Here is a 20,870-nt window from a genome sequence, read left to right as displayed (position 1 = left end):
GGTTTCACGTTGTGCCGCGACAGGCTCACAATCAAAAGCTGCCCGCACACAGGGGAACACCACCATGGACGCCCTGTCCCAGACCCTGCGCGTCGTCCGCCTGGTCGGCGCGATTTTCATCAACGCCAGGTTCACTGCCCCCTGGTGTTATCAGTCACCGAGCGCGGACACCGCCGCGCCGTTTCTCGAACCCGGCGCCGAACGTGTGGTGATCTTTCACTTGATCACCGAAGGCGAGTGTTATGTCGAACTCGGTGATGATCCTCCGCAATTGCTGACGGCTGGCGATGTGGTGGTGTTTCCGCAGGGCGATGCCCACCGCATGTGCTCTAAACCCGGTCTCGCGCCGGCCAGCGGTGCACGGCTGGACGTCGTGCTCGCGCGCCGTCCACGGCAGTTGAGTTATGGCGGTGGCGGCGCGGTCACGCGTCTGGTGTGCGGTTATCTGGCGTGCGATACGCGGCTGGCGGGCATGTTGTTGACCGGGTTGCCGGCCGTGGTAAAGGTCAATGTGCGCGGCTCGAACGCCGGGATCTGGCTGGAATCTTCGGTGCGTTATGCGCTGGCTGAAGCACGCTCGCCCAGGCCTGGCGGTGAAGGCGTACTGGCCAAACTGGCCGAGGTGTTGTTCATCGAAGTGCTGCGTTTGTACATGCACGAACAGGGCGAAGGCCGCACCGGTTGGCTGGCGGGTGTGGGCGACCGGATCGTCGGCGCCGCACTCAACGCGCTGCACAAAAAACCCTGTCATGCCTGGACACTGGATGAGCTGGCGCGCACCGCCGGCACCTCAAGATCGGTATTGGCGGAACGCTTTCAGCAACTGGTGGGGATTTCGCCGATGCAGTACCTGACGCAATGGCGCATGTTGCTGGCGGCCAACCTGTTACGCAGCAGCAACAGCTCATTGATGCGCATCGCCGAAGAGGTCGGTTACCAGACCGACACGGCGTTCAGTCGGGCGTTTCGGCGGGAGTTCGGCGCACCGCCCGCAGCGTGGCGGCGAGGTCAAGCTGTATCAAGGGGCACCCTCGGGATTGCCGGTACGCCGTGAATCAGCTCTTATGTGCGACCGGTTTTTTGAAAGGACTCAACCATGACGCTTCACCTGGAATGGCTCGCCGATCATCCGCAGCACAGTGACACCTTTGCCGGCTGGATCCATCGGCAATTTCACTACGAATACGCGGAACAACCTCTGCTCGACTGGCAACGGGAGTTTGCCGAGGGCCAGATCAACGGCGACTGGAAATGCCTGATTGCACTGGAGGGGGATCAATTGAAGGGTGGCGCTGCGCTGGCCAAAGCGGATCTGGCCGAACGCCCCGATCTCGGCCCGTGGCTGGCCTGTGTGTTCATCACCCCCGAAGCACGGGGAAAGGGACTGGCGGAGCGTTTGATCGAGGGGATCTGCGAGGATGCGAAAGTCAGCGGTGTGTCGAGGCTCTATCTGCACACCCAGGACAAACAAGACTATTACGCCAAGCGTGGCTGGACAGTTCTGGATCGTTTTCGCGCCTGGGAAAAAGAACAATGGCTCATGGTGCGAAACCTGTGAGCCATTGATTTGCCGGTTTATGCCGCTGGCGCGGGGGCTTTGGCGTCTGCCTTGGCCTCTTCCAGCAACTGCTGAATCACCTTCTCCTGCGTGTCGTAGCTGCCTTCACCGAAGTGGGTGTAACGCACCTGCCCCTTGGCGTCGATCAGGTAGTGAGCGGGCCAGTACTGGTTATCGAAGTTACGCCAGATCGTGTAGTTGTTGTCGATGGCCACCGGGTAGGTGATGCCAAGCTTTTTCACCTGATCCTTGACGTTGGCGATGATGCGTTCGAAGCCGTATTCCGGGGTGTGGACGCCGATCACCACCAAGCCATCCTTCTCGTATTTCTTTGCCCACTCCTTCACGTAAGGCAGGGTGTGCTGGCAGTTGATGCAGTCGTAGGTCCAGAAGTCCACCAGCACCACTTTGCCTTTGAGCGAGTCATTGGTCAGTGCTGGCGAGTTGATCCATTCGACGGCGCCGGACAGCGACGGCATCGGGCCTTGGGCATTGTCCAGGCTTGAATCGGCCTTGACCTTGCTGACCAGGTAATCGACCACTTTCGGTACGCTTTCCAGCACGCCTTTCTCGATACTGCTGACGCCTTCGGAAGAAGTGCCGGCCAGCAGGGTCTTGTCGGCGCCGGTGGAAATCACCGCCGCAGCAGCCAGTACCGCAAACCCGGCACCACGTCGCAACCAGCCGGTCACCGGAATAGACGCTTTCAAGCGATTGACCAGGCCGCGACCGGCGAAGATCAAGGTGCCCAGGGACAACGCGCTGCCCAGGCCGTACGCCACCAGCAACAGACTGGTTTGCGCGTTGGCGCCTTGCAGCATGGCGCCGGTGAGGATCACGCCGAGGATCGGCCCGGCGCACGGCGCCCAGAGCAGACCGGTGGCGACACCGATCATCACCGAACCCAGCGGGCCGGACATTTTGCGGGTGTCAGGGTCGAGGCGATTGCCCAACAGCACGAACGGACGTGCCAGCCAGCCGCCGACCCGTGCGGAAATCAGCGACAGGGCGAACAACGCCATGACGATCAGGGCCACGTGACGACCGGTGTTGTTGGCTTGCACCACCCATTCACTGCTGACCACGGCCAGGCTGGAGATCAGGGCGAAGGTCAGGACCATGCCGCCGAGGGTGAGCAGGATCGAGGAGCGAGTGCGGTCGACCCCGGCGAACAGGAACGGCACGACCGGGAGGATGCAGGGACTGAGGACGGTCAAAATGCCGCCCAGAAAAGCGATGAGAAACATGGGGATCACCTTATAAATACGAGGGTGGCGATTCACACGCGGTCCCTGTAGGAGCTGGCTTGCCAGCGATAGCGATCTGTCAGTCACTTATGAGGTGCATGTGATGACGCCATCGCTGGCAAGCCAGCTCCTACAAGGGAACGGTGTTACTTCAGGCCGTCTGGGTATCCAGCAATTGGCCTTGTGGCGTGCGGCTGCCACCGTTCTCGGCAACCATCTGCCCTTGCGGCGTACGGCTCGAACCGTCCTGCACCAGCAAGTCGTTGGCGCCCTGCTCGTTCACCGGGGTCAGCTGAAAGCAAGTGCTGCTGCCGCAAGTGCTTTGTTCAACCGCAGCGTTGGCGTGAGCGGCGGCGCCGGCAAGGGCGAAGGCAGTAGCGGTCAAAAAGCGGGTTACGTTGTTCATGGCGTTCTTCCTGTTTCAAAGGGGATTGGTAATCGGTCAGCGAAGGACTCAGTTGTCTTCGTTGCAGTCAGCAATTTTTCGGTAGTCCAGCACCTGGGTTTTGTTCTGGGAGTCCAGGTAAGTCAGCTGGGCATCGACAATCCCGCAGGCGTTCGTGGTGTCCTGTGTCAACGACACCACTTTCTTGATGTCCAGGTGCGTGCCGTAGCTGTAGGTCTTGGCGCTGACGTCGGCTTCGGCACGGGCCGACAGGGTGCAGATGTTCAGGGCGGCAAACAGGCAAGCGGCGTAGATGGCTTTAGTGTTCATGGTGGTTTCCTCAAGGCTTCAATGGGTAGATCGTTCAATTGAGCCGAGGCGGTTGGGTTTGCCTCGATGGAACCTATTAGAAGGCCCTGAGGTATCTCGTCTGTGTCGAGAAGCGGCGCGTGTAAATCGGTACGTATCAAAGGGGCCTGCCGATACACAGCGATACAAACCCCCTGGAATCCCGGGTTTTTAAGTCCATGTGTATCCGCCGACACACCAGATACACTGCAATACAAAGGGTGGCGGGCGAGCGGGCAAAGGCTCGATAGACTGTGCGTCATTCCCTATTTGAAGAGGCTTGGCCCCATGGAACACGTCGATCACATCCTCATCGTGGACGATGACCGCGAGATTCGAGAGCTGGTAGGCAACTACCTGAAGAAGAACGGCCTGCGCACCACCGTCGTGGCGGATGGCCGGCAGATGCGCGCGTTCCTGGAGACCACGCCGGTGGACCTGATCGTGCTCGACATCATGATGCCGGGCGACGATGGCCTGATGCTGTGCCGCGAGATCCGCGCCGGCAAACACAAGACCACCCCGGTGCTGATGCTCACTGCGCGCAACGATGAAACCGACCGTATCATCGGCCTGGAAATGGGCGCCGACGATTACCTGGTCAAGCCGTTCGCCGCCCGTGAACTGCTGGCGCGGATCAACGCGGTGCTGCGGCGCACGCGGATGCTGCCGCCTAACCTGGTGGTCACCGAAAGCGGTCGCCTGCTGGCCTTCGGTCGCTGGCGCCTGGACACCTCGGCCCGCCATCTGCTTGATGACGACGGCACCATGGTCGCGCTCAGCGGCGCGGAATATCGACTGCTGCGGGTGTTCCTCGATCATCCGCAACGGGTGCTCAACCGCGACCAGTTGCTGAACCTGACCCAGGGCCGCGATGCCGATCTGTTCGACCGCTCCATCGATTTGCTGGTCAGCCGCCTGCGTCAGCGCTTGCTCGACGACGCGCGGGAACCGGCCTACATCAAAACCGTGCGCAGCGAAGGCTATGTGTTTTCGCTGCCGGTGGAAGTCCTCGGGGCGCCCGCATGAACCTTTCTTTCCGGTGGCCCCGCACCCTCGCCTCGCGCCTGTCGCTGATTTTCTTGATCGGTCTGATTCTGGCGCAAGTCCTGTCTTTCGGCGCGCAGTACTACGAGCGCTACGAAAGCGCGAAAAACACCATGCTGGGCAATCTGGAAACCGACGTTTCAACGTCCATCGCCATCCTCGACCGCTTGCCGGCCGAAGAACGCATGAGTTGGCTGCAACAACTCGATCGCCGCAACTACCGCTATTTGCTGGATGAAGGTTCGCCCGGCACGGCGATGAGCGATACACCTATCGCGATGACCTCGATCAAGGACGCCATCGGCAAGGATTACCCGATGACGGTTACGGACATTCCCGGTCCGGTCAAACACTTCCAGGTCCATCTGAAACTGGCCGATGGCAGCCCCGTCACCATCGACGTGCGTCCGTCGATGGTGCCGTTGTCGCCCTGGTTGCCGGTCGTCTTGCTCGGCCAACTGCTGCTGATGATTCTGTGCACCTGGCTGGCGGTGAGAATCGCCATTGGCCCCCTCACCCGCCTCGCACAGGCCGTCGAAACGCTGGACCCCAACACCCACCCGGTGCACCTGGACGAAACAGGCCCGACCGAAGTCGCCCATGCCGCCATGGCCTTCAACGCCATGCAGGCGCGCATCGCGGCGTACCTCAAAGAACGCATGCAATTACTGGCAGCGATTTCCCACGACCTGCAAACCCCCATCACTCGGATGAAACTGCGCGCCGAGCTCATGGACGACTGCAACGAAAAAGACAAACTGTGGAACGACCTTGGCGAGATGGAGCACCTGGTGCGCGAAGGCGTGGCCTATGCCCGCAGCGTCCATGGCGCCACCGAAGAGAGCCGCCGCACCGATCTGGATTCGTTCCTCGACAGCCTGGTGTTCGACTATCAGGACGTGGGCAAGGACGTTCAGCTCAGCGGAAAAAGTGACACCGTCATCGACACCCGGCCGCACGCCTTGCGCCGCGTGCTGGTGAACCTGACGGACAACGCACTCAAATTCGCCGGCGCGGCGGAACTGCAGGTGGAATCGAAACCTGGCGGCAGCTTGTCGGTGAAGGTGATGGACCGCGGCCCCGGGATTGCCGAAGAAGAACTCGCCCACGTGATGGAGCCGTTCTACCGCGTGGAGAATTCCCGCAACCGCAGCACCGGCGGCACCGGCCTGGGCCTGGCGATTGCCCAGCAACTGGCGCTGGCCCTCGGCGGATCGTTGACGCTGAGCAACCGCGAAGGCGGCGGACTCTGCGCAGAACTAAAGCTACCCACCAGACCTTTGTAGGAGCCGGCTTGCCGGCGATGGGCGTGAACGTTAACGCGTGTTGTCTGGATAAACGCGTTATCGTTAACGTCCATCGCCGGCAAGCCGGCTCCTACAAAGTGATATGGACATTGCACATGGATGAAAACAGAAGACCCATCAAAACGCGTTCTGCGGGATGGGCCAGATACATCACCGACCTGTTGGTGAAAAGGGACCTCTCCCCCAATCAGATCTCCGTGGCCAGCATCGCCTTCGCACTCGCTGGCATCGTCGCTCTCAATATCGACACGGGCGTCATCGGCTCGATCCTCTGCGCCCTCGGCATTCAGTTGCGCTTGTTGTGCAACCTCTTCGACGGAATGGTGGCGATTGAAGGCGGCAAAAAATCCGACATCGGCAGCCTCTACAACGAATTCCCCGACCGTATTGCCGACAGCCTGCTGATTGTCGGCCTGGGCTACGCCATCGGCTACTCTGACCTTGGCTGGTTTGCCGCGCTGGCTGCGGCATTGACGGCTTACGTCAGGGTGTTTGGCGGCTCGATCGGTCTCAAGCAGAGCTTCATCGGCCCGATGGCCAAGCAACACCGAATGGCAGTCATGACGGTCGGGCTGCTGCTGAACGCTGTCGAAGCGAGCGTTTATGCCACTCACTACGTGCTGTTGATTGCGCTGGTCATCATCGCGGCCGGATCCGCCGCGACCTGCGTCATGCGCACCCTGGCCATCGCGCGCGAGCTGAAGGGGAATTCTCATGTGGATCAGTAACGCGCTGATTTCTGTTCTTCGATTCGTGATCGGCGTCACGGCCCGATGGGAAAGCCCGCCGGACCTGACACGCCAGCGTATCTATTTCGCCAATCACTCCAGCCATATGGACACCCTGGCAATCATCGCGGCCCTGCCACCGGAAGCCCGAGTGAACGTGAAACCGGTCGCGGCCGCTGACTACTGGGGAAAGAACAAATTCCTGTCATACATCTCGCAGAAAGGCCTGAATGCGGTGCTGATCGATCGCAACCCCGCGCCCGGCGTCAACGTACTGGAGCCGACTTTCGACGTGGTGCGCGCCGGCCATTCGATCATCATCTTTCCGGAAGGTACGCGCGGCAGCGAGGCGTTGCCCGGTCCTTTCAAATCGGGTCTGTTCCGCTTGGCCGAGACATTCCCTGAGGTTGACCTGGTGCCTATCTACCTGGAAAACCTGCATCGCTCCATGCCAAAAGGCAAACACGTCCCCCTGCCCATCATCTGCACGATCCGTATCGGCGATCCGCTGCAACGGATCAGAGGCGAGGAAAAACAGGTGTTTCTGGATCGGGCGCGTGGCGCGATTGTGAGGTTGTCGGAATGAATCTTGATGAAAAGTTTTTGTGGTTCTTCGGCGCCATTGCCGCCCTGTTGGCGATCGCTTCGATCATCGGCCGGATACTGGCCAAGCGGGCGACGACAGAGGGCTCGGTCTCGACCATCGAAAACCTCAACCAGCGCGTAAATGCCTGGTGGGGGATGGTGATCATTTTCTTCGTGTCCTACCTGCTGGGCGGGAACGCGACGGTCATTCTGTTCGGCTTCATTTCCCTGTTCGCGCTCAGGGAATTCATTACCCTGACACCGACCCGGCCTGGCGACCATAACGCGCTGTTTTCGGCGTTTTTCATTCTGATACCCCTGCAATACGTACTGATCGGCACCCACTGGTATTCGCTGTTCACGCTGTTGATTCCGGTGTACGCCTTCCTGCTGCTGCCGGCGATTGCGGTGCTGAGCCAGGACACCGACGCCTTCCTGGAACGGGCGGCCAAAATTCAGTGGGGGGTAATGATTTGCGTCTACTGCATCAGCCACGCGCCGGCGCTGTTACTGCTGGACCTGGAAGGCTTCCAGGGCCAGAACGCGCTGCTGCTGTTCTACCTGGTGTTCGTCGTGCAGTTGAGTGACGTGTTGCAGTACGTGTTCGGCAAGCTCTTCGGCAAGCACAAGGTTGCGCCGCTGGTGAGCCCGTCGAAAACCGTGGAAGGCCTGGTCGGCGGCGGTTTGTCGGCCACGCTGATTGGTGGCTGCATGTTCTGGATGACACCGTTCAGTTTCTGGCAGTCGCTGATGATGTCGTTCGTGATTGTGGTGATGGGTTTCCTGGGCGGCCTGGTGATGTCGGCGATCAAGCGCAGCCTCAGCGCCAAGGACTGGGGCACCATGATCAAGGGCCACGGCGGCATGCTCGACCGAATGGACTCGATCTGCTTCGCGGCGCCGATCTTCTTTCACCTGACGCGGTACTTCTTCTCCGCCCAATAAAAACGCATCCCCTGTAGGAGCCGGCTTGCTGGCGATAGCGGTAGGTCAGTCGACACATTTATCGCCTGTACAGACGCCATCGCCGGCAAGCCGGCTCCTACAGGGGATTATGTCGGGCTCACCACCCCTTCCCCGTGCATCTGCCGCAACAACGCCGCTCCGCTGTCGATGAAATCCTGCGATCCCGCCGCCCCCGCTTCGACGGCCAATCCTTCCAGCTGCTCACGCCCGTTCAGTTGGGGAAACTCGCCGATCCGCTGCAACAAGCGCCAGGCCAGTGGGCTCAGTTCGGAAAACTTCACACTCCAGTCCTCCGCCCGACGAACCAACAGCAACGTCGGCTGAGCCGGAGGCGTTTCAGGCTGATAGTCCGGCCCCACCAACTGCACCGGCCAGGCATACGCCAACGGCCAGGCCAGTGGTGAAATCTGCAACGGTCGATCCAGCAACAACCCGACATCACTCGCCGGCAATGGCTCGGCGTCGGACTGTTGCAACACCATCTCGATCCACTCGTAATGCGCCAGCTCCACCATGAACGGCGGCCACGACCCCTCGTGCAACGCAGGCGGCTCTGACGCGAGAAAGTCGACAAACTCCCTGGCGATCTCACCGAATTTCGGCGTTTGCGCACGGTAGTCCCGCAAGAAAATGCGCACCAGCGAACCCCAGCGCTCATCACCAAGAATCTTGATCAGCACCGGAAAAGTGCCGCTGAGCAAGATCGAGAGGTTGTTGAAAACAAGGTCGCGATAAACCTGTGCCCGCGCCACGTCCATCCCGGCCGGCGGCGCGCAGTGATCGGGGTCACGCAAGTAAAGCCCCAAGGTGTTTTGCTGCTGAAACAGGCTTGCGTTATCCACGGTTCACCCCCTTGGCCTGCAAGCGGCGGATGGTCTGCAATTCAGCCACCAGTTCAGAGAACGCCGGGAAGTTGAAATCCCGCTCAAGCAACGTCGGTTGCGCGCCGAACCGCGCATAAGCCTGGGCCAGCAACGACCAGACCACCGGTTTCACCGAGGCGCCGTGGGTGTCGATTTTCAACGTGTCGGATTCATCGAAATGCCCGGCCACGTGCATCGCCACTACCCGGTCCGAATCGATGCCGGCCAGAAACACCTGCGGATCAAAATCGTGGTTGATCGAGTTGACGTACACATTGTTGACGTCCAGCAACAGGTCGCAATCGGCTTCGCGCAGCACCGCGTTGGTGAACGTCAGCTCATCCATATCCTGCTGCGGCGCGGCGTAATACGAGACGTTTTCCACCGCCAGGCGCCGACCGAGAATGTCCTGGGACTGACGAATGCGCGCGGCGACGTGGTGCACCGCTTCTTCGGTAAAGGGCAGCGGCAACAGGTCGTAAAGGTGACCGTCATCGCTGCAGTAGCTCAGGTGTTCGCTGTACAGCGGCACGTTGTGCTGATCGAGAAAAACCCGCACTTCCTGCAGAAAAGCGACGTCCAGCGGCGCCGGCCCGCCCAATGACAGGGACAAACCATGGCAGGACAACGGATAGCGCTCGGCCAGGCCCCGCAGTGCCGCGCCATGGGCGCCGCCGATGCCGATCCAGTTCTCCGGCGCGACTTCCAGAAAGTCGAAATCGCCCACGCGGGCGGCTTGAAGGTCTTTCATCAAACCGCGACGCAGGCCAAGTCCGACGGTGGCCTTCGTTGATGTGTTGGAAGTCTGCATGATGTCGATCTCAAAGGTTGTCAGAACGGAATCACAGTTAACCGAAACGGTGTATCGGGCCTGTGTTGCGTTCCGGCAGAAAATCGCAGCGGTTGTATCGCCGGCGGGTCTGTACACACTTCGGTACAGAGCCGCCGTTGGGCGTTACGCCAGGTCGTATTTCTCGCGCACCAGGTGGCCGATGCCGATGCGATCGAGCACGTTCATCGGGCACAGGAAGGTCACACGCACGGTGCCGGGCAAGCGGCTGATGTCGATGGAACCGGTGATGGTCGCGCGGTTGAGCACTTCGTCATACGGCAGGCCCGTGACCGAAGCGGCACGTTTCAGGCCGTTTTCCACCGCCACGTTGAGGTTTTCGCCGCTGCCGATAAAGGTGATCGGGCCGCTCTGCTCGATCTCGGTCTGGCCCCAGCGCTCGCCCAGTTCGCGGACTTTCTGCCGTTGCACGGCATTCATCGGCCGCGCCATTGGCGGCAGATCGTCGAGGTTTTGCAGGAGGATCGGCCCTTCCAGTGTCAGGTTCTTGATCACTTCGACCTGCACTTCGGTTTCCCCGGAGCAGTCGGTGGCATGCCCGGCGATTTCGCCATTGCCTTGCTGGGCGTGCATGTCGCCCATGTACACACCGGCGCCCGGGACTTTCACCGGGCAGATCAATACGCAGCCTTCACGGATCGAGTTGGTGTCCATGTGACCGTCGGTCTTGGCCGCGTGCAGTTCCTCACGCGTCATACCGAAACGGTGCGGTGCGCCGATCAGGTATTGGCCGAAATCGGCGCAGTTGTGCGAGTCCGGCAAGTCCCGCGACGGCGTGGTGCCGATGTTGCCGAGGAACGGTCGCATGTGCGCGGCAACGCCGGGGATGTCGGCACGGGCCAGGGACAGGATCGAATGCTGGGCGGCGAACTCCGGCAGCGCCGACATCTCGGAGGCGTTGCCGGCCAGTTGGTTGGCGATGTCCTGATTGACGGTCAGGCTGACCTGATTCTGCGCATCGAAGACGATCACGTACCCGTGACTGAAGCGGAAAGCGCTGACTTCGGCGCCGCAATTGCTGCAACGAATCGAATCTTCGCCGATGCCTTCGACGTAGCTGGCCGGGTGCTCGGTGCCGCATTTGCTACAGAATTTCGCGACGAACGGATCGCCGTTGTAGCGACCTTCAACGAAGCTCATCACGCCGGACGACGTGGCCAGCGAGGTGACGCGCATGCTTTTGATCTTGATCGCCACGGCGTCGCCGATTTCGGCACCGGCAATGGCCACCGGTTGGGTCACTTCATGGCCGCCCTCGAAGGCCGGCGTAATCATCGGCCCCCAGCAACCCGGCGGCGTGCCGGTGATCAGGGTGCCGCCGTCGGCCAAGGGGCCGAGCATTGGCTGGCTTGGGCCGATGAGGCCGGTGGTGTACTGGTCGACGCGCAGGCGATCGAATGGGGTAGATGTCAGGTCGGTTTCAAGCTGGAGCGTAGTCATTGTTGTCCCCTTCACGGTGTATAGGGTGCCAAACGGCCTATGCAGTTCATCGCAGGTTTGTATCTGGGCTGTGTTCGGCAACCCACCGGTTTTGTGGGAAATGTATCGAGCAGGACGTTAGATACAGTGCGATACACACCACAAATTCCTGTAGGAGCGAGGCTTGCCCGCGAAGGCGGAGTGTCAGGTAAATCCCTGGGTCTGACACTCCGCCTTCGCGGGCAAGCCTCGCTCCTACAGAGGTTCTGGGCAGTCCATCCGGGCTTTCGTCGCTCCGGCCAGCAGCCCACGGCCTGCGGACTAAACTTACTGCACGCAGGACGCACTCACCGTCCTGATCATTTCCACGACCACTGCCCAGAGGCGAATGCCTCGACAAAGAATGCCCCTGGGCCGTGATCCAGCTGAAGGAGCACACGTGATGGACGAGGCCAGACTCAACGATTTCATGGGCAAACTGGTGAACGACATGGGCGGCGCGGCGATGCTCGCCAACGTCATCCTCGGCGAAGAGCTCGGGCTGTACCGGGCGATGGCCGACAGTCAGTTGATCAGTCCCGAAACTCTCGCTGACAAAACCGGCTGCAACCCCCGCCTGCTGCGCGAATGGCTCAGCGCCCACGCCGCGTCCGGTTACATGGAACACAGCGACGGCCTGTTCCGTTTGCCCGAAGAGCAAGCCCTGGCGCTGGCGATCGAAGACTCACCGGTCTACGTGGCGGGCGGTATCGGGGTGGTCGCGTCGTTTTTCCATGACAAGGACAAGCTGGTCAAAGCCATGCGCGGCAACGGCGCCCTGCCCTGGGGCGAACACCATCCATGCATGTTCAGCGGCACGGAACGGTTCTTCCGGCCCGGCTACAAAGCGCACCTGGTCGCCGAATGGCTACCGTCCCTTGAAGGTGTCGTCGCCAAACTGGAGGCTGGCGCCAAGGTCGCGGACATCGGCTGCGGGCATGGCGCATCGACGGTGATCATGGCCCAGGCGTTCCCCGACTCGAGGTTCGTCGGCTTCGACTACCACGCGCCGTCCGTCACCGTCGCCACCCAGCGTGCCGAGGAAGGCGGTGTGTCCGGGCGGGCGCGGTTCTTCCAGGGCACGGCAAAAAGCTATCCCGGTAACGACTACGACCTGATCTGCTATTTCGACTGCCTGCATGACATGGGCGACCCGGTGGGCGCGGCACGGCACGCCTATGAGTCGCTGAAACCGGACGGCACGGTGCTGCTGGTGGAACCGTTCGCCAACGACAAGCTCGATGACAACGTTACCCCGGTTGGCCGGTTGTTCTACGCCGCCTCGACGTTCATTTGCACCCCGAACTCGCTGTCCCAGGAAGTCGGCCTCGGGCTCGGCGCCCAGGCCGGTGAGGCGCGGTTGCGCAAAGTGTTTACGGAAGCAGGATTCAGCACATTCCGTCGGGCGACGGAAACGCCGTTCAACCTGATACTCGAAGCACGCAAGTAAACACCGCCCCTTGTAGGAGCCGGCTTGCCGGCGATGGCGCCCGTAAGATCGCCATCGCCGGCAAGCCGGCTCCTACAGGTTCAGTGCTAACCTGCAAACACCCCAGGCCCATCGGAGTGTTGAACATGCTCGACAGTCGCACCCGCGAACAACTCGACCGGCTCCAGCAGTTCATGGCCGACCAGCCGTTCGTGGTCCTGACCGGTGCCGGCATCAGCACCCCGTCGGGCATTCCGGACTACCGCGACCACCAGGGCGTGCGTCGAGGGCGGCAACCGATGATGTATCAGGAGTTCCTCAGCGCCCCCGAATCCCGGCGCCGCTATTGGGCGCGGGCGATGCTCGGCTGGCCGCGGGTGCGTCAGGCTCAGCCAAATGTGGCGCATGAAGCCCTCGCCAACCTGCAAAGCACCCGACAGATCAGCGGGCTGATCACCCAGAACGTCGACACCTTGCACGACCAGGCCGGCAGCCACGACGTCATCGAACTGCATGGCAGCCTGCATCGGGTGCTGTGCCTGGATTGCGGGCAGCGAAGTGAGCGGGATTCGATCCAGCAATTGATGGAAGCGCAGAACCCGTATCTGGCCGGCGTGGATGCGGTGCAGGCACCGGACGGTGACACGCTGCTCGACGCGGCGTTCGAAGCGCGGTTTCAAGTACCGCACTGCCCGCATTGCGCGGGCGAGCGAATGAAACCGGACGTGGTGTTTTTCGGCGAGAACGTGGCGCAGGTAACGGCGGCCAAGGCAATGGCTGCGGTGGAAAAAGCTGCGGGATTGCTGGTGGTGGGGTCTTCGTTGATGGCGTATTCGGCGTTTCGGTTATGCCGGGCGGTGGCGGATCAGGGCAAGCCGCTGATAGCGATTAACCTGGGCAAGACGCGAGCGGATGACATCCTCGATCTGAAAATCGAGGCTTCGTGCGAACAACTATTGCCGTTGCTCACCCAGCGCCTGACACCTTAGCAACAACGCATACCTTGCCGGCGATGGTGGCGTAACGTTTACACCGCGTCGCCTGAATCGCCAGCAAGCCGGCTCCTACAAGGGTCTGTATTCACCTGACACACCACCAAACCTGTAGGAGCCGGCTTGCCGGCGATGGCGTCCGCAAAAACACCACAAACCTCAAAGCCCAATCGCCGGCAAACCGACTCCTACAAAGACCGTGCTCGCCTGGCACCTTGGCAACTGGCACAACGCATACCCTGTAGGAGCCGGCTTGCTGGCGATGGCGTCCGCATAAACACCACAAACCTCAAGGCCCAATCGCCGGCAAGCCGGCTCCTACAAAGACCGTGCTCACCTGACACCTTGGCAACTGGCACAACGCATACCCTGTAGGAGCCGGCTTGCCGGCGATGGCATCCGCAAAAGCAGCGCAAACCTCAAGGCCCAATCGCCAGCAAGCCGACTCCTACAAAGACCGTGCTCGCCTGACACCTTGGCAACTGACACAACGCATACCTTGTAGGAGCTGGCTTGCCGGCGATGACGTCCGCAAAAGCATCACCAACCTCAAGGCCCAATCGCCAGCAAGCCGGCTCCTACAAAGACTGTGCTCGCCTGAAACCCGTCGGCAATTACAACAGCGACAATGTGTAGTTGATGATGAAACGATTCTGATCAACGTTGCGGCCCGCATCGGTGTTCGACTTGCCGTTGCGCACACTGAAACCAAGCCCCTTGAGCGACCCCGATTGCAGCACGTAGTCCAGGGTCATATCACGCTCCCACTCGGACTGATCCCCCGCGTTGCGAACCTTGATGTCAGTCCCTTTCAGATACGCGATCGACGCTCTCAGGCCCGGCACGCCCAAAGGCGCAAAGTCATAGGAATACTGACCAAAGTTCGTCTGCTCGCCCGCGCGGGTAAAACTCTGGATCATGCGGTCCGTCGGCAGGTAAACACTGCCACCACCGGCGCCTTTATCGACCAGGCTGCCTTGGTTGGGCTGCACGAAGTTGCTGCCGTCACCCACCTGTTGATGCCCCAGCGACACCGAGTGTCCACCGTTCACATAGGTGATCATCGCCACCCAGGTGTTGTTGTCGATTTCACCGTTGTTGTCTTCGGTGTAACCCGAGGTTCGATAACCTTGTGCGCGGCCGGTGGCGGAACTGTTGGCGCCCGTCGATGTGGTGTTGAAGTAACGCAGATCAGTGGTGAACGAGCTTTTGCTGTCGATCGGCAACACGTGGGTCAGACCGAAGAAGTTCTGGTTGTAGAAGTCTTCCATCTGCGCGAAGTAGTACTGCGCCTTCAGTTCCTTGGTGATGTAGTAGTCACCGCCGGCGAAGTAGAACTTGTTGCTGTCCTGGATGGCGCCCGGCACCGACAAACCGGTCCGGTCCGTCGAGGCGCGGCCGACTGCGTGTTCAAGCACGCCACTGGTCAGCATCAAGCCATCGATGTCATTCGAGGTGACCTGCGCACCGGTGAACGACTGCGGCAATACACGGGCATCGTTCGACAACAGGATCGGCAGTTTCGGCATCAAGGTGCCGTAGCGGAACTCTGTTTTTGAGATGCGCATCTTCGCCGTTGGACCGAAGCTGCTCCAGCTGTCGGCAGCACCGTCGCCGTCAGTCGGGATCATGCCGCTGCCCACGTGGCGACCTGCGCCGCTGTCCAGCGTCACACCGAGCAACGCTTGTGCATCCAGCCCGAACCCTACCGTGCCCTGGGTAAAACCGGACTCATAACGCAGCACAAAACCCTGCGCGGCCTCCTCGGTTTTCGACGGGGCCGCCGTGCCATCGCGGTTATCGCTGTTGAAATACAAAGTGCGCATCGACAGCGTGGCTTTGCTGTCTTCCAGAAAACCGTGCGCGGCAGAATCGGCTGCCTGTGCGCACATCGAACCGGTGGCCAGCAAAAGTGCGGTGGGGATTGCTCGCTTGAACATACGGTGCTCCTGGGTCATTTTTTTATGTTTTTTTTGAGTTTTTGCCGACCGCTGTCCGCCACGGGCACTCAACCGCGGCGCGCACAATGGCCGCGCTCGATGAGTGACCATGAGCCTTGAGGAAAGCGATCGGAGTGTTCGAGCTAGATCAGGTAAGAAAGACCCACGGTCAGCGCGAAGGCGACCAGCGAAATAATGGTCTCCAGCACGGTCCAGGTCTTGAACGTCTGGGCAACGGTCATGTTGAAGTATTCCTTGATCAACCAGAAGCCGCCGTCGTTGACGTGGGAAAAGATAACCGACCCGGCGCCGGTCGCCAGCACCAGCAACTCTGGGTGCGGATAACCCAGACCAATGGCCACCGGCGCGACGATGCCCGAGGCGGTGGTCATGGCCACGGTGGCGGAGCCGGTGGCGATGCGCATCAACGCGGCGAACAGCCAGCCCATCAGCAGCGGCGACAAGTGAAATTCGTGGGCCAGGCTGACGATCTGGTCGGTGACCCCGGCGTCCACCAGAATCCGGTTCAAGCCGCCGCCGGCGCCCACCAGCAAGGTGATGCTGGCGGTCGGCGCCAGGCATTCGTTGGTGAACTTGAGGATCGATTCGCGGTTGAAGCCCTGGGCGAGACCGAGGGTCCAAAAGCTCAGCAGGGTCGCCAGCAGCAGCGCGATCACCGAGTTGCCGATGAACAGCAAAAACTGGTTGAAACCGCTGCCCGGCGTGGAAATCAGGTTGGCCCAGCCGCCGATCAGCATCAACAGCACCGGCAACAGAATGGTCGCCATGGTGATGCCGAAACCCGGCAGGCTGTCGCGCGGTTCGCGGTCGAGGAACTGCCGTTCCAGCGGGTTTTCCGCCGGCAGTTGAATGCGCGGCACGATGAACTTGGCGTACAGCGGGCCGGCAATGATCGCCGTCGGAATGCCGATCAGAATCGCGTACATCAACGTCTGCCCCACCGACGCCTGATACACCTGCACTGCCAGCATCGCCGCCGGGTGCGGCGGCACCAGCGCATGCACCACCGACAGCCCGGCGACCATCGGCAAACCGACCATCAGAATCGACACGCCGACCCGGCGCGCCACAGTAAAGGCGATCGGCACCAGCAACACGAAACCGACTTCGAAGAACAGCGGCAGCCCGACCAGAAACGCGATGCACACCATCGCCCAATGCGCGTTCTTCTCGCCGAAACGGTCGATCAAGGTCCGCGCCACCTGCTCGGCGCCGCCGGACTCGGCCATCATCTTGCCGAGCATCGTGCCCAGCGCCACCACCAGCGCAATGTGCCCCAGGGTCTTGCCGACACCGGCCTCGTAGGCGCCAACCACGCCAGACGGCGGCATGCCGGCGAGCAATGCCAGGCCGATGGAGACCAGGGTGATGACGATGAAGGGATTAAGTCGATAACGGGCGATCAAAACGATCAGCGCGATGATGGCGATGGCGGCATACACCAGCAGCCAATAGCCGAAGGACAGGGTCATGCGGTACTCCTCGAAAGGGTCACGTCGAATGGGTTGTGAAACTCATAAAACATTTCGAGAGGTGATTTTCAAACGAGGCGAAAGTAATTTTCGTAGAGGGATAAGGGTTGTCGTGCAGAGGCATGGGGGGTCGTGTTTTTTGAAACTGGGCCAGGCGGATTTTCATCGCGCCTGGCCTGTTTGTGTGCGGTTTTGAGGCAGGAAATGTGTGAGTCGGGTGAACTTGGCCGGGGTCGCTCAAACACATTCAGAAGGTGTATTAAATGCACAACTTCTTATAGACCGCGATGGTCCCTGCGTGGCGGACGAATACCAATCCGTAATACTCAAGATCTGCGCGAACGGACTTGCCGAAGCTTTTGCGAGTCTGATCTTCCAGAGGCTCCCAGAGCGTTTCACCAATAATTTCACTTATTTTTCGCTCCTCACCTGGCGACAGCTTTGCCGCATTGGCCTTGAGCGCTTCAGATGCCTTATCCCGAGCCAAAGTTTGCATAGCGTTCATTTTTTGCTTCCCTGAAATATTGATGTTCAAACGCTAAGGCGAAGGCATTTCTTGCCGTTCGCAATCAGCGCTTTGATTAAAATGGTGGGTACCGATGTCCTGACCGTTCAAGCCTGCGAAATCATCGCACCACTATTTCCAGCCGGTGGCCATCGGTGCCGGCTTCCATCTTGATCAAGGTGCAAACGAGCGAATCGGGGAAGCCGAGGCGTGCCTGCAGCGCCTCTTGAATAACCTTCTCCAACTGCGCGGGGCTGCACAGACGCAGACTGTCAGCCACGCTGGCACTCGGAAGAATCGCCGTTTCGTTTTTTGTGTCGGTCACTTGCAGGCGTTGCTCGCAATAGCTCATGAGCTTTTCACAATGTTTCTTGCTGCCGTAGCCGTTGTTCCGCCAGCGATCAAGACCGGCCACGGAAACCCCCGCGATATCAGCAATCTTGCGCAGCGACAGACCGCAGTCTTCTTTCAAGGACTCAACGAGATCCCCCATCCCCAGCACGACGTCACCAATAGTGTTTTTCCCTGGAAAGCGGCGATTGAATTCCCCCTGGGAAACGACTTCGAGCGAGCTGTAGGTGTCTATTAGTTTGCTCATGAAATCAATCCTTGCTGTGTGTGTTTTCGCAAGATACAGAACCAACTAATAGGCGTCAACACCTACAGCAAGCAACAAGTAGTATTTGTTTCCAGGCCGTTGGTGGGAGATCGTCACTGCACATCAGGCGATACCACGCTTTACCTGCCACACCGTTACTGGATAATGGCAACCTGCCATAACTGGCGATCTTCCCTCGGCCTCCCGCGGTTTTCTTTTGCAACAGCCCGACATTTGCCTTCAAGCACGGACGGCTACACGACAAGGAGTTGGCAGCATTGATGCCAAATCAAGATTCCCTTACAGCACCTACCCGCACCCAGAAAATCGCCTCAATGATCACCCGTGGCATGGCAGGCCTCGGTGTCTTGCTGGGTGCCATGTGGGCGTTGATCACTTATGCCGTGCCGGATCCCAGCGTGTTCGGCTTCAGTTTCATCAGTTGGAAAAATGTGGTGTTGCTGGTCAGCACCTTCCTTTTCCTGGGGGTGGTTTCCATCGGTTGGCAGATCCGTAACCTCACGCCGATGCTCAGGGGTGCGCTGCAGTTCTTGATGGTGGCGGGCCTGTCTTTCGGCTTTTTCATTTTGGGCACCGAGTACGCCAAGCCCTCGTTCGAATTCGCCAAACTGCAATCCAAGGTCGTCGAAAACGAAGGCAGTAATCTGCTCGGCAAACGCATGGAAGTGCTGGATAACGTGCGCATTGAATTGGAAGGTTGCGAAAACATCGGTCGCTTGCCGACCTGCACCTTTGAACTGACCAACCTGAACGTCGACCGCAGCTTCCGCTTCAACGATGACACGGTGCTGTTCGACGAATCTGGCGGTCCGCTCAAAGGCCAATCGGCCCGGGTGGGCCAGGTCGAGGACAACATCTGGCTGCAGTTTCAGCTGATCCGCAACGTACCGACCCGGGTCACGCTGACTTTCCAGCAGAGCAACAGCAAGTTGAGTAAAACGCCGGCGATCAAGCTCGCGTTTCGTGACGGAAACAATGACCCGCTGATGCTCAAGTTCAGTGAGGTTGCACTGCACTAAACGTCTGGCTCAGTCGTTCATTTCCGCAGCGAGCACATTTACCAGCACAGCGGCCGGCATCTCACGAATCAGGGGCGCCCCCTGCCCCGCCCACTGCACGGCAAATTCCGTGTTTGCCTGGGCGGTAGCCGCGGCGTTGAGCGCTTTGTTGGCGTCATAGGCACGCGGATAGTCTGGCAGCGCCATGCCAGCCGCCTCGAGGTCGGTGAAGTTGCGGTTGACCATGCCTCGGGCAGGACGCCCGGAAATGACGCTGGTGACGGCAGTCTGGTGCGCGCGCGGCCCCTTCAAGGCCTCACGATAGGCGCTGTTGGCGGAGGATTCCGGGCAGAGGATAAACGCCGTTCCCAACTGCGCGGCACTGGCGCCCAACTGCATGACCGCCTTGATCCCCGCGCCGTCCATGATGCCGCCCGCCGCGATCACCGGTAGTTGGCAAGCAGTCGCCAGCACACGCACCAACGCAAACGTCCCCATCTGCGTATCCTGTTTTGGATCGAATACCCCGCGATGCCCCCCGGCTTCGTAACCTTGTGCGACCAGCGCATGCACGCCGGCGTGTTCCGCGCTCTGCGCTTCGGCCAGGTTGGTCACGGAACACAACAGGATGATGCCGGCGGCTTTGAGCGCATCGATTGTCGGTTGTGGCGGCAGCCCGAAATGGAAGCTGACCACCGCCGGCCGTTCTTCCAGCAGCATCTGCAGCATGTCCAGGTCTTCGACGAATGAGGTATAGATCTCACGCAGCGCTGTCGGTGCAGCGGCCCCAAACTGCGCAAAGAACGGCGCCAGAAATGTCAGCCACTGCGTCTCGCGAGCGCTGTCGTGGACAGCTGGCTGGTGGCAAAAAACATTCACATTGAACGGCTTGTCCGTCAGCGCGGCCGTCTCGCGGATCATGTTCCGCGCCTGCTCGACGTTGCTCGCCCCGATGCCAATCGCACCGAGGCCGCCGGCGTTGGACACTGCTGCCGCCAGTTGGGGCGTGGAAATGCCTGCCATCGGCGATTGAAGGACGGGCAGTCGAATGTTCAAAAGGGACAGCAGCGGAGTGGACATGGCATCACCTGAAAGAGAGTTGCACAGAGGTAAAAACGGACCCTTTGGCCCACGCGGCAAACCCTAAAGTTCACCGGTCAGAAATTGCGCCCTTCCACGGCCGAAGGACCAGTCCGCATCGGCGTTCTCCACCAGCGAAACAATCAGGTCATCGGGTGACAGGCCACACTCGGCTTGCAGCCTCTCGGCCAGCAAGCGATAGAACGCAGTTTTCTGCGTCTGTAAACGCGGTCGCGAAATCACCGTCAGCAACACCACGTTGGCCGAACGTGTGTAACCCAACCCCGTGTCGTGCAGCACCAACTCACCCGGACGATGTTGCGTGACGCATTGGTAGCGATCACTGGCGGGCACTTCAAAGGCCTCGACCATCGCCTGGTGGGTCACGTCCAGAAGGGTCTTGAGTTGTTGGTCATTGCGCCCCTGGATGATGTCGAACTTGAGCAGCGGCATAGCGGTTCACCTGTACGGA

General features: G+C 60.3%; 22 protein-coding genes. 10 read left to right on the top strand and 12 right to left on the bottom strand.

Annotated features, from left to right (window positions below; translation table 11 throughout):
* Positions 1 to 64: 64 nt before the first annotated feature.
* Together ACYZUC_RS00365 and ACYZUC_RS00360 are read left to right on the top strand one after the other, a co-directional pair.
* The gene (locus tag ACYZUC_RS00365; protein ID WP_461992627.1) at positions 65 to 1,054 is read left to right on the top strand and encodes an AraC family transcriptional regulator; all 990 of its coding nucleotides are present in this window, start codon (positions 65 to 67) and stop codon (positions 1,052 to 1,054) included.
* 42 nt (positions 1,055 to 1,096) lie between these two features.
* Positions 1,097 to 1,558, top strand: a complete 462-nt coding sequence (locus tag ACYZUC_RS00360) for a GNAT family N-acetyltransferase (RefSeq protein WP_461992625.1) — start codon at positions 1,097 to 1,099, stop codon at positions 1,556 to 1,558.
* A 17-nt stretch (positions 1,559 to 1,575) separates the two neighbouring features.
* Here ACYZUC_RS00360 and ACYZUC_RS00355 read toward each other — a convergent pair whose 3' ends face one another.
* From ACYZUC_RS00355 to ACYZUC_RS00345, 3 genes are all read right to left on the bottom strand, one after another.
* On the bottom strand, positions 1,576 to 2,805 hold the full coding sequence (locus ACYZUC_RS00355) for a cytochrome c biogenesis protein DipZ (RefSeq protein ID WP_461992623.1): 1,230 nt from the start codon (positions 2,803 to 2,805) through the stop codon (positions 1,576 to 1,578).
* Between the two features lie 151 nt (positions 2,806 to 2,956).
* Positions 2,957 to 3,211 carry a hypothetical protein gene (locus ACYZUC_RS00350; protein WP_461992622.1) on the bottom strand — a complete coding sequence of 85 codons (255 nt, stop codon included), beginning with the start codon at positions 3,209 to 3,211 and terminating at the stop codon, positions 2,957 to 2,959.
* Between the two features lie 48 nt (positions 3,212 to 3,259).
* The gene (locus ACYZUC_RS00345; protein WP_461992620.1) at positions 3,260 to 3,520 is read right to left on the bottom strand and encodes a DUF2790 domain-containing protein; all 261 of its coding nucleotides are present in this window, start codon (positions 3,518 to 3,520) and stop codon (positions 3,260 to 3,262) included.
* 306 nt (positions 3,521 to 3,826) lie between these two features.
* Here ACYZUC_RS00345 and ACYZUC_RS00340 point away from each other — a divergent pair, with 306 nt between their 5' ends.
* From ACYZUC_RS00340 to ACYZUC_RS00320, 5 genes are all read left to right on the top strand, one after another.
* Positions 3,827 to 4,567 carry a response regulator gene (locus ACYZUC_RS00340; protein ID WP_008028195.1) on the top strand — a complete coding sequence of 247 codons (741 nt, stop codon included), beginning with the start codon at positions 3,827 to 3,829 and terminating at the stop codon, positions 4,565 to 4,567.
* Entirely contained in the window at positions 4,564 to 5,871 is a 1,308-nt protein-coding gene (locus ACYZUC_RS00335; protein WP_461992618.1) for a sensor histidine kinase, read from the top strand. The genes ACYZUC_RS00340 and ACYZUC_RS00335 overlap by 4 nt, the downstream gene beginning before the upstream one ends.
* Before the next feature lie 116 nt (positions 5,872 to 5,987).
* On the top strand, positions 5,988 to 6,620 hold the full coding sequence (locus tag ACYZUC_RS00330) for a CDP-alcohol phosphatidyltransferase family protein (protein ID WP_461992616.1): 633 nt from the start codon (positions 5,988 to 5,990) through the stop codon (positions 6,618 to 6,620).
* Positions 6,607 to 7,206: a lysophospholipid acyltransferase family protein gene (locus ACYZUC_RS00325; protein ID WP_461992615.1), complete on the top strand. Its 600-nt coding sequence runs from the start codon at positions 6,607 to 6,609 to the stop codon at positions 7,204 to 7,206. The genes ACYZUC_RS00330 and ACYZUC_RS00325 overlap by 14 nt, the downstream gene beginning before the upstream one ends.
* A complete protein-coding gene (locus ACYZUC_RS00320) occupies positions 7,203 to 8,150 on the top strand; it encodes a phosphatidate cytidylyltransferase (protein ID WP_008043299.1) in 948 nt (315 codons plus the stop codon). The genes ACYZUC_RS00325 and ACYZUC_RS00320 overlap by 4 nt, the downstream gene beginning before the upstream one ends.
* A gap of 107 nt (positions 8,151 to 8,257) precedes the next feature.
* Here ACYZUC_RS00320 and ACYZUC_RS00315 read toward each other — a convergent pair whose 3' ends face one another.
* The 3 genes from ACYZUC_RS00315 to ACYZUC_RS00305 all read right to left on the bottom strand — a co-directional run bounded on the left by ACYZUC_RS00315 (position 8,258) and on the right by ACYZUC_RS00305 (position 11,324).
* The gene (locus ACYZUC_RS00315) at positions 8,258 to 9,013 is read right to left on the bottom strand and encodes an HvfC family RiPP maturation protein (RefSeq protein ID WP_461992613.1); all 756 of its coding nucleotides are present in this window, start codon (positions 9,011 to 9,013) and stop codon (positions 8,258 to 8,260) included.
* Entirely contained in the window at positions 9,006 to 9,845 is an 840-nt protein-coding gene (locus ACYZUC_RS00310) for an HvfB family MNIO-type RiPP peptide maturase (protein ID WP_461992611.1), read from the bottom strand. Before ACYZUC_RS00310 ends, ACYZUC_RS00315 begins: the two co-directional genes overlap by 8 nt.
* A 144-nt stretch (positions 9,846 to 9,989) precedes the next feature.
* The gene (locus tag ACYZUC_RS00305; protein ID WP_461992609.1) at positions 9,990 to 11,324 is read right to left on the bottom strand and encodes an acetamidase/formamidase family protein; all 1,335 of its coding nucleotides are present in this window, start codon (positions 11,322 to 11,324) and stop codon (positions 9,990 to 9,992) included.
* A 421-nt stretch (positions 11,325 to 11,745) separates the two neighbouring features.
* Between ACYZUC_RS00305 and ACYZUC_RS00300 the strand changes: the two genes are divergently transcribed.
* Complete coding sequence (locus ACYZUC_RS00300; RefSeq protein WP_461992607.1) at positions 11,746 to 12,792, top strand: class I SAM-dependent methyltransferase; 1,047 nt, start codon at positions 11,746 to 11,748, stop codon at positions 12,790 to 12,792.
* 125 nt (positions 12,793 to 12,917) lie between these two features.
* On the top strand, positions 12,918 to 13,760 hold the full coding sequence (locus ACYZUC_RS00295) for an NAD-dependent protein deacetylase (protein ID WP_461992605.1): 843 nt from the start codon (positions 12,918 to 12,920) through the stop codon (positions 13,758 to 13,760).
* Positions 13,761 to 14,377: 617 nt separating this feature from the next.
* Here the strand turns inward: ACYZUC_RS00295 and ACYZUC_RS00290 are convergent.
* The 4 genes from ACYZUC_RS00290 to ACYZUC_RS00275 all read right to left on the bottom strand — a co-directional run bounded on the left by ACYZUC_RS00290 (position 14,378) and on the right by ACYZUC_RS00275 (position 18,299).
* The gene (locus tag ACYZUC_RS00290; RefSeq protein ID WP_461992603.1) at positions 14,378 to 15,703 is read right to left on the bottom strand and encodes an OprD family porin; all 1,326 of its coding nucleotides are present in this window, start codon (positions 15,701 to 15,703) and stop codon (positions 14,378 to 14,380) included.
* Positions 15,704 to 15,846: 143 nt separating this feature from the next.
* Positions 15,847 to 17,196, bottom strand: a complete 1,350-nt coding sequence (locus tag ACYZUC_RS00285) for a GntT/GntP/DsdX family permease (RefSeq protein WP_461989327.1) — start codon at positions 17,194 to 17,196, stop codon at positions 15,847 to 15,849.
* Between the two features lie 259 nt (positions 17,197 to 17,455).
* Positions 17,456 to 17,701, bottom strand: coding sequence for a hypothetical protein (locus ACYZUC_RS00280; protein ID WP_461992601.1), 246 nt, complete (start codon positions 17,699 to 17,701; stop codon positions 17,456 to 17,458).
* 121 nt (positions 17,702 to 17,822) lie between these two features.
* Positions 17,823 to 18,299, bottom strand: coding sequence for a hypothetical protein (locus ACYZUC_RS00275; protein ID WP_461992599.1), 477 nt, complete (start codon positions 18,297 to 18,299; stop codon positions 17,823 to 17,825).
* A 281-nt stretch (positions 18,300 to 18,580) separates the two neighbouring features.
* On the opposite strand from ACYZUC_RS00275, the gene ACYZUC_RS00270 reads away from it, so the two are divergent.
* Positions 18,581 to 19,339, top strand: coding sequence for a hypothetical protein (locus ACYZUC_RS00270; RefSeq protein ID WP_461992597.1), 759 nt, complete (start codon positions 18,581 to 18,583; stop codon positions 19,337 to 19,339).
* Between the two features lie 9 nt (positions 19,340 to 19,348).
* Here ACYZUC_RS00270 and ACYZUC_RS00265 read toward each other — a convergent pair whose 3' ends face one another.
* Entirely contained in the window at positions 19,349 to 20,398 is a 1,050-nt protein-coding gene (locus ACYZUC_RS00265) for an NAD(P)H-dependent flavin oxidoreductase (protein WP_461992596.1), read from the bottom strand.
* 63 nt (positions 20,399 to 20,461) lie between these two features.
* Entirely contained in the window at positions 20,462 to 20,851 is a 390-nt protein-coding gene (locus ACYZUC_RS00260) for a tautomerase family protein (protein WP_461992594.1), read from the bottom strand.
* Positions 20,852 to 20,870 lie beyond the last annotated feature (19 nt).

Source organism: Pseudomonas sp. GT1P32 (assembly GCF_054897805.1).
This window is presented reverse-complemented; position numbering and strand designations above follow the sequence as displayed.